The organism is Vibrio sp. S9_S30, from assembly GCF_014694455.1.
Classification (GTDB): Bacteria; Pseudomonadota; Gammaproteobacteria; order Enterobacterales; family Vibrionaceae; genus Vibrio.
In genome coordinates, this window is record NZ_JAAUWT010000046.1 from 1 (window position 1) to 6,086 (window position 6,086).

A 6,086-nucleotide genomic window follows, 5' to 3' on the forward strand; every position below is an offset into this window, starting at 1 on the left:
ATGAACCCACAACAAGTTGAACAAAGGCGAGCATCAAGCTTTGAATTTTTCGATGCCCTGCCGCCCTACTAAAATCACGGCGCAGCAAATGGCTGCTAGAAGTAGCCACTCGGCAAAAGTAACCAAACAGCCAATTTGCCTTTCGATGAAATCCAAGCGGCATTTCACCAAAGGAACACAACGAATCTTCAATTGGGAAAGATTAAAATCATGATGAAAAGAAAAGCAAATATTGAACCTTAACCTCTAATTTGGCTGGATTTTCCTAGGTGCTTCATAACGCCCAATTAAGTAGTGAGCAACGCTACCACCTACCTCAACCATTGTGCCGTAAACACTAAAGCCGATTCAAACCCAAAGTGCCAAGTGTTGCGAATCTGATTGAATTGCTTGTTATGTGGCTATTCGATGAACCTACTGAACCACACCTTGAAAACTTCCACCATTTCCATTAAGTCATCAAATTTATCAATTGTGGTTATAAAAGTGGCGATCACTAAGAAAAATGTTAACAACAGCATTCTTTGTTGAATCTTAACCTGAGCTTTTTGTATGAGACGATTATGCTCTTCATTTTTGATTTGCTCTTTTGTCAACGTGAAGTAGTGAATACCTTTACCTTTCATTTTAAAAAGAGGGTCATGATCTCGCTCATGACTAACTCTGCATATTTCTCCGTCTTCAATGGAGGATTCAAGTATCCAATCTAACGACTTGGATAGTTTCCGTGTTAGATCGAAATTAGCAATATGTTTGCCACCTAACAGACCACTAACAATGTCACTTTGACGAAATTGACCTGTTTTTAGGAACGTATCATTAGTCATTAAGCTTTCATAAATTTCATACTTTGACTTCAATGGAGTTCTAAGTCTCTTGGTTACACGCCATGAATTGAGCTTGTTTTTTAGTTTTGTGTATGTGATGTATGGATAGATAAGAAACAAAGCTCGCCAAAGCACAAACTTGATCAATGTTATTTCACTACAATGTTGCTCGTCTATACGCCAACCTTTGAAATAATAGATTACGTCAAATCGCGCTCTTTTGAGCGAATATTCTGAGACAAAGCAATTTTCAGTTAATTCTGGATTAACAAACTTGCATCCTGAGACTAATCCACTTCGGACAACACCATTGTCCTCTGGCATAAATTGGTAAAGAACTTTATCTCTATCTGTTGGGAAAATAACTCTAACTTCATAGAAGTTATACTTTTTAGCTTCGTCTGAAGACAATGAAAATTTCTTTGGGCAGATATGCTTAGAGAAGTATTTTAACGCCCAAAACTTTATTTTTTCTGAAAACACCGAACCTCCAAGCTCAACTGCCACATAACGCCCGCTTAAGCCGCCGACAACGCAATACAACGGCTACCGCAATGCACCTTAAACACAATTACTGCTGCAAACCAAAAATGCCACGCGTTGGCGGTCGGCTTGAAGCGTTTGTTATGCCACGGAGCTATATTGATCACATAGCCATCCATATGCCGGCACCTTCTGCAAATAGTTCAACTGTTCCCGCTGAACCGGAACATCTAAATTTATGAATACGACCTTGATCATTTTTATAATTGACATAAACACTTGAGTCGCTATCGCTCGTATATTTCAGCCTACTTCTATCATACAGAGTAATACCATGAATTTTATCGATGCAAACACTCGAAGAGACAACTCCATTTGATGTTGTTTTTTCCGTCACGTTCAATTTGGAGTCACTTTCTTTATTGGTCATTAAAAAAAGGAATATGACAAAAACACCTGCCCAAAATACTTTACTTTTCACTTTCGAATTTCCTTTATTCTCGCTACTGGTTCTATTATTTTCATTTGACAATTTTCACTTCCTTCGTGAGTGACATAACGCCCTGTTAAGGGGTGAGCAACGCAATACCAATGCCGCTGCATACCACCTTAAACACTAAAGCCAACGCATAGTGAAAATGCCACGCGTTGCGAATCCATCTTGAACAGTTTGTTAAACGCACATATCACGCGCTTAATTAAATATTGCTCCACGACCTTCTTGAACTGATAGTTCACCGTACTCTATAGCCTGGTTTACTTTTTTGTAAGGCAAATACACGACAATAGAATAGCCAGAATTATGGTCAAGATTAACGGCTATTGCATCTGAAACCTTACCCGAAGGAAGCGTAATACGAACATCGTAAACTACCGCGGTGGTGCTATATTGACGATTTGCAGCTGCTTTAAGAAAAGTAGAATTGAGCAAATCAATGATCTCGGATGAAGGTGGGTATTCGTTCCCTTCGAAGACCGATACATCAACAACGTCTCCAGTTAAAGTCATCGCTGCACCATATGGATAAAACTCTCCATACTCAGCTAACATTTTTTCCGCAAAAGGTAGCACCGAGTCAAATAAGTGTTGTGCGTCTTCTTTCCCTTTACCCAAATTGCCTCCAAAACAAAATGAACTAAAGCACAACAGCAAAGCTATCAAACTCAATTTCATCTAATTAGCCTCCATATGTCGTTTAACGCCAGCTTAAACCGCAGACAACGCACAAATCAAGCCGCCGCATTGCACCTTAAACACTAAATTCACCGCAAACTAAAAATGCCACGCGTTGTTTGTCGGTTTGAAGCTTTTGTTATGTGTGCGGTCAACACCTTAGAACCATTGGCAGATAACGGATGCCATTTTTAACTTGCTCACTTTCTGTCGGCTGAAAACCTAAACGTTTATAGAAACCTACTGCATTTACTGATGCCTTCAGCTCAATGCTAGATGCCTTGCTACGTTTTTGCATTTCGCGTATCAAACCCGTTCCAATCCCTTGCCCCTGACTCATTGAACTAACATATAGCTGGGCAATATAATTTCCTGACCTCCAAGCAACATAACCTACTAATACACTGTTGCTTACCGCTTTTACTGAGGTGTAAATATTGCTATTCGTAACTTGCTTAATGTCCGCTTTACGAGCACTTCGCATTGCTTTTCGACCAGTTGGATTCAGATAAGGAATGACAAACTCTTCGTTAACAGCCTCACCCAGCGCCAAAATGGATTCTAGATCACTTTGAGTTACTGATTCATAAGAAATGTCCACTTACCCTCCTAGCACATAACGCCAGCTTAAACCGCAGACAACGCACAAATCAAACCGCTGCATTGCACCATAAACGCTAAATTCACCGCAAACTAAAATTGCCACGCGTTGTTTGTCGGTTTGAAGCTTTTGTTAGAGCGATACAAACAGAAAACTCGCTTGGCAATGAAGCACTTAAATTGCATTCAATGAACAACATCCTAACCAACAAAACCTTCTGTAACCAGACCACGACACCCAAAACGCTAATTCGGTCGGAGATTTAGAAAAAATGAGCCAAGAGCTCAGCTTCCAAATTTGGCGAACCTAATTGATTTTGACAGCTTGCAGCAACTTGGTTTGCGATGACTTTTCCATATTGATTCAGGTTACGGAATCGAACTGAAATGCACTGAAGCCAACAATTTTCGAGAACCTTACAACCCTTGAATTATCAAAGCGCTATAACGCCCAGTTAAGTAGCCAAAAACGCACAAATGCTGTTTCTGCAAACTACTCTAACCACTAAACCCAACGCAAACTAAAAATGCCACGCGTTTTTGGTCTGCTTGAACTGTTTGTTAGAGCGATACAAACAGAAAACTCGCTTGGCAATGAAGCGCTTAGCTTGCATTCAATGAACAGCATCTTAACCAACAAAACCTTCTGCAACCAGACCACAAAACCCAAAACACCGATTCAGTCGAGAATTTAGGGAAACGAACCGAGAGCAAAGCTTCAAAATTCAGCGAACCGAATTGATTTTGAAAGTTTGCAGCAACTTGGATTGCGACGACTTTTCCACCTCGAATTTGGTTAAGAAAACGAGCTCAAAAGCACTGAAGCCAGCAATTTTCGATAACCTTACAAACCTTGAATTATCAAAGCGCTATAACGCCCAATTAAGTAGCCAAAAACGAACAAATACCGTTTCTGCAAACCACCTTAAACACAAAACTCACCGCAAACTAAAAATGCCACACGTTTTTGGTCTACTTGAATTGTTTGTTATGAACGGACTTTACGGCAACCTCGGAATTCCAGCAAATACAAATGGTTGAGACACAGAGCCAATTCACAAAATGCCGGCAGCTACTCGATAAACCCACACCAAGTTGACTCAAAACGCCCGCCAAGTTTGGAGTTTTTCAAAGCCCTGACGCCCCAAGAAAGCAACGGCGAAGCAAATGGCTGCTAGAAAAAGTTACTTAGCAAAAGTAACCAAACAGCCAATTTGCCTTTCGATGAAACCAAAGCGGCATTTAACCAAAGAAACTTGCAAATATTCAGGTGAGGAAGATTCGAATCATGATGATAAGGAAAGGGAACTTTGAACCTTACCCTATAATTTTGCAGGATTTTCTTAGCTGCTTCATAACGCCCGCTTAAGCCGCCGCCAACGCCATACAACGGCTACCGCATTGCACCTTAAACACTTAATTTACTGCAAACCAAAAATGCTACGCGTTGGCGGTCGGCTTGAAGCGTTTGTTAGAGCGATACAAGCAAGCATACTCGCTTGTCAATGAAGCACTTAGCTTGCATTCAATGAACGACATCTTAGCCAACAAAATCTGCTGCAATCAGACCACAAAACCAAAAACACCAACTCAGTCGAGAATTTAGAAGAACAAACCGAAAACCAAGCTTCAAAATCCGGCTAACCTAATTGGTTTTTAAAGCTTACTGAGACTTGGTTTGCGAGGATTTTCCACCTTGATTTAGGTTAAGGAATCGAACTTTTCAGCACTTTAAGCCAACAATTTTCGATAACCTTACAACCCTTGAACTTTCAAAGCGCTATAACGCCCAGTTAAGTAGCCAAAAACGTACAAATGCGGTTTCTGCAAGCTACCCTAAACACAAAACTCACCGCAAACTAAAAATGCCACGCGTTTTTGGTCTGCTTGAACTGTTTGTTATGTTGACTTTTTGAGCTCATCAAATAAGTCTAAATACCTAATTTCAAGGTAATCTAAGCTGTCTACATCAAAGTTAATATAGTTAAGCCCTTGACCATGAGGCTTAGAGTATAAAAAGACGAATGCTCGCTTATCTTTTGACTCTGAAATTTTAGCCAGTCTCTTGGTCACAAGGTTATTAACTGGATAGGCTTCAATCTGCTCCGCGGATATGAAAAATGAAGGCTTAATATAGCTGCTGCCGTGCTGCATTTCATTTTGAAAGACAATGCGATAAGTATTTTTGTCCGGCATATGGTTAATATACGCAACTCCCCAATAAATACGCTTTTCTCCACGAAGAGCCTCTATTGGTTGCTTGTAAACACCTTTAAACAACTCTCTATAGCTAATGTCCTTTCCACTGATATTTACATAGTGTTCTGACAGCGTTTCATCTTTTCTGTGACGAATGTACTTAGTTACTAAAGACCTGACAGCATAGAAATCTGAGCCAGATTGAAGCTCATGCTCTCCTTGAACATGGGGGCGTCGTGAATTGATTGCTCGCTTTTTGCTTTTATCACGTTCACCTTTTTTCTTTTTGGCAAATTGATTAGGCGGTCTATGTAGATTAAATGTGTCTGACTTTTGGTCACTTTTTACAACTTTAGATGCACTAGGCTCATATTTTGAACCAGCACTAACTTTCGGTTTTTTACCTATACTCGCATCACACTCTGACGAGTGGTTATAGCCACGAAAGTGTGGTGATTGCTGCATATCTTGCTTTTCAGCATCCATGTTCACGCAGGTAACTTTTGCTTCACAAAACTCACTTGGACATTCAAACGCGGATTTACTAGAAATCACCCCTGCCCAATAAAGATCATAGGCAAGCTCCGCATCAATAATGTCATCATATTCATAGCTATAAGCTTCTTCTAACGATGCCAATTAAATTCTCCTTACTCCATGAGGCAACATAACGCCTGCTTAAACCGCAGACAACGCACAAAACAAGCCGCTGCATTACGCCTTAAACACTAAAATCTCCGCAAACCAAAAATGCCACGCGTTGTTTGTCGGTTTGAAGCTTTTGTTAGAGCGATACCAACAAA

5 protein-coding genes are annotated in these 6,086 nt (G+C 40.3%); all 5 read right to left on the bottom strand.

Annotated features, from left to right (window positions below; all coding sequences use genetic code 11):
* Positions 1-401 precede the first annotated feature (401 nt).
* Positions 402-1,334, bottom strand: coding sequence for a hypothetical protein (locus tag HC752_RS23355; protein WP_238930611.1), 933 nt, complete (start codon positions 1,332-1,334; stop codon positions 402-404).
* Between the two features lie 139 nt (positions 1,335-1,473).
* A complete protein-coding gene (locus HC752_RS23360; protein WP_190337595.1) occupies positions 1,474-1,791 on the bottom strand; it encodes a hypothetical protein in 318 nt (105 codons plus the stop codon).
* A gap of 213 nt (positions 1,792-2,004) precedes the next feature.
* Positions 2,005-2,484, bottom strand: coding sequence for a hypothetical protein (locus HC752_RS23370; protein WP_190337597.1), 480 nt, complete (start codon positions 2,482-2,484; stop codon positions 2,005-2,007).
* Positions 2,485-2,635: 151 nt separating this feature from the next.
* The gene (locus HC752_RS23375) at positions 2,636-3,085 is read right to left on the bottom strand and encodes a GNAT family N-acetyltransferase (RefSeq protein WP_190337598.1); all 450 of its coding nucleotides are present in this window, start codon (positions 3,083-3,085) and stop codon (positions 2,636-2,638) included.
* A 1,898-nt stretch (positions 3,086-4,983) separates the two neighbouring features.
* Positions 4,984-5,922, bottom strand: coding sequence for a hypothetical protein (locus HC752_RS23380; RefSeq protein WP_190337599.1), 939 nt, complete (start codon positions 5,920-5,922; stop codon positions 4,984-4,986).
* Between the last annotated feature and the right edge of the window lie 164 nt (positions 5,923-6,086).

Coding starts and splice junctions, on each gene's coding strand:
- HC752_RS23370 (WP_190337597.1), bottom strand. CDS start 2,484: ATGAAATTGAGTTTGATAGCTTTGCTGTTGTGCTTTAGTTCATTTTGT.